General features: G+C 68.0%; 3 protein-coding genes. All 3 read right to left on the bottom strand.

The features are described 5' to 3' along the window. Positions 1-44: 44 nt before the first annotated feature. Positions 45-1622 carry an IS66 family transposase gene (gene tnpC / locus Q8X39_RS20435; RefSeq protein ID WP_407068045.1) on the bottom strand — a complete coding sequence of 526 codons (1578 nt, stop codon included), beginning with the start codon at positions 1620-1622 and terminating at the stop codon, positions 45-47. 63 nt (positions 1623-1685) lie between these two features. Continuing rightward, a complete protein-coding gene (gene tnpB, locus Q8X39_RS20440; RefSeq protein ID WP_305751539.1) occupies positions 1686-2015 on the bottom strand; it encodes an IS66 family insertion sequence element accessory protein TnpB in 330 nt (109 codons plus the stop codon). Continuing rightward, on the bottom strand, positions 2012-2359 hold the full coding sequence (gene tnpA, locus Q8X39_RS20445) for an IS66-like element accessory protein TnpA (RefSeq protein ID WP_305751540.1): 348 nt from the start codon (positions 2357-2359) through the stop codon (positions 2012-2014). The genes tnpB and tnpA overlap by 4 nt, the downstream gene beginning before the upstream one ends. Positions 2360-2431 lie beyond the last annotated feature (72 nt).

Raw genomic sequence — 2431 nt, forward strand, 5'->3', positions numbered from 1 at the left:
GTAAGCGTCCGCCAAAGTCACCTTGACCCCGGCACGGCCGGCGCTCAGGTCCCAGGCACCCAGCGATATGGCAGCAGTGCGCGCAGCGCCGATGCCGGCTGCGTCGGCAGTCGCTCCAGCACGTTCTTCAGGTATGCATAGGGCTCATGCCCGTTGAGTCGGGCCGTGTGCAGCAGGCTCATGATGGCCGCAGCCCGCTGACCCGCGCGCAAGCTGCCGGCGAACAGCCAGTTCTTGCGGCCCAGCGCGATGGGTCGGATGAGGTTCTCGATGCGGTTGTTGTCCGCAGCCAGGTCGGCGTCATCGATGAAGCGCGTGAGCGCCGCCCAGCGCTTGAGGCTGTAGTCGATGGCCTTGGCCGTCGCGCCGCCGTCGGGCACCTTCTGCCGGTTGGCGATCAGCCAGTCGTGCAGCAGGTCCGCTGCCGGGCGGGACCGGGCTTGCCGCTTGCGCAGCCGTTCGTCGCGCCCCAGGTCCTTGACCTCGCGCTCGATGTCGTAGAGCGCACCGAACAGCTTGAGCGCACCGTCGGCGAGCGTACTTTGGTGGTTGACCCACAGCTCGTGGAACTTGCGTCGGGCGTGCGCCAGGCAGCCGGCCTCGGTCACGCCAGCGTTCATGACCTGCTTGTAGCCCGCGTAGTCATCGCAGATCAGCGTGCCGCGCCAACCTCCGCTGCCGTCCCCGTCGATGCCGAGGAAGCGACGCGCGTTGTGTCCGGCGCGGCTCTCGGCGAAGTCGAAGACCACGGCGTTGAGGTCGTCCCATGTGGTGGTGCAGTAGCTCCACAGGTAGGCGCGGTGCGTCTTGCCGTCGCGCAGGTTCGCGGGCTTGAGCATCGCCACCGGCGTCTCGTCGGCGTGCAGCACGCGGCGACCGAGCAGGTCCTCGCGCATGGCCTGCACCAGCGGCGCGAGCGCCACCCCGATGGCACCGATCCACTCGGCCTGCGTCGAGCGCGGCACGGCGAAGCCCGCTCGGCCAAGAATGGCTTCCTGGCGGTACAGCGGCTGGTGGTCGATGTACTTGGCCACGACCACATGCGCCATCAGCCCGGCCGTGGCCAGCCCCTTGTCGATGACGCATGCGGGTACCGGCGCCTGGGTCAGCGTCTGGCAACGGGCACAGGCCCACTTGCCGCGCACATGGCGCTCGACGCTGAAGCGGCCGGGCTCGTAGTCCAGCTTCTCGGCGACGTCCTCGCCGATGCGCGTCATCGTGCAGCCGCAGCCCGGCGTGGTGCAGGCGGTGTTCGCGGGCTCGTGGTGGATGTCGTGGCGAGGCAGGTGAGCCGGCAGCGGCAGCCTCTTCGGGATCTGCTTCTCACCGACCGGCTTGACCGGTTGGCTGAGCTGGCCCACCTCGCGTTCCAGCGCCTCCAGGTCCTCGTCGATGGCCTCTTCCAGCAGGCTCTTCTGCTCAGCGTTGAAGCGCTCGGAGGTCGCGGCGAACTTCAGCCGCTTGAGCACCGCCATCTCGTGGGCCATCTTCGCGTTGACGGCGTTGATGTGCTTGATCTGGGCCTGCTGCTGCAGGGCCAGCGCGCACACCTCGGCGAAGCTCATGCCCGAGAAGGCGGGATCCAAGGTCGGATCGATTGCCGAGGCGCTGCTGCTGTCCATCACGGCGATGATCGTGCCCGCAGGCGCAACCGCTCACCATCGGCAGAGTCGTCAATTGCGTCGTCACACCACGGTGATCACGCCTGCCTCGCCGATGCGCTGCCACGGCAGGCCCAGCACCAGGGCATCGAGTTGCGGCCGGGTCAACGACAGCGTGTGGCCGTCCTGGGGCCAGACGAAGCGCCCGACATTCAAGCGCCGCGCGGCCAGCCATACGCCGATCCCGTCGTGCACAAGCACCTTCATGCGATTGCCCCGCCGGTTGGCAAACAGGTAGGCGTGGTGCGGTCGGGCCGCGCCGAAGACCTTCACCACTCGCGCCAGCACCGACTCCGTGCCAGCACGCATGTCCAGCGGCTCGCAGGCCAGCCACACCGCGTCCACGCGGATCACCGCAGCAGCTCGCGGGCCCAGACCGCGAAGTCCGCTGCGACGCTGGACGGCCACGTGATGGTCATCGTGAACGCACCGCGGCGCAATTCGACGCGGATGTCTGCGCATGTCGGTGCAGTCTCGGGGGCCACCATCAGCGGCAGTGCGATGAACTTGCCTGCCTTGGCCGGAGTCGCCTTGCCTTCGCGCGCCAACCGCCGCCAGCGGTGCACGACATTGGCATTGATGCCGTGGGCCATCGCTACCTTGGCCACCGACGCGCCGGGCTCGTCACAAGCGGCCACCACCTGGGCCTTCAACGCCGCGCTGTACCGCCGCCGGGTGTCCGGCTTCTCGCTTGTCATCGTGTCCACCTAAGTTACGTGGACACGATCCTTGCTTTCGCTTCGATGCGGTTCAAGATGAGTTGGCTGGAC

This window comes from Leptothrix discophora (assembly GCF_030705305.1).
Lineage (GTDB): Bacteria > Pseudomonadota > Gammaproteobacteria > Burkholderiales > Burkholderiaceae_C > Sphaerotilus > Sphaerotilus discophorus.

What these genes read in the sequence shown, in the direction of transcription:
- tnpA (WP_305751540.1), bottom strand. Translation starts at nt 2,359, where the DNA reads ATGACAAGCGAGAAGCCGGACACCCGGCGGCGGTACAGCGCGGCGTTG.
- tnpC (WP_407068045.1), bottom strand. Translation starts at nt 1,622, where the DNA reads ATGGACAGCAGCAGCGCCTCGGCAATCGATCCGACCTTGGATCCCGCC.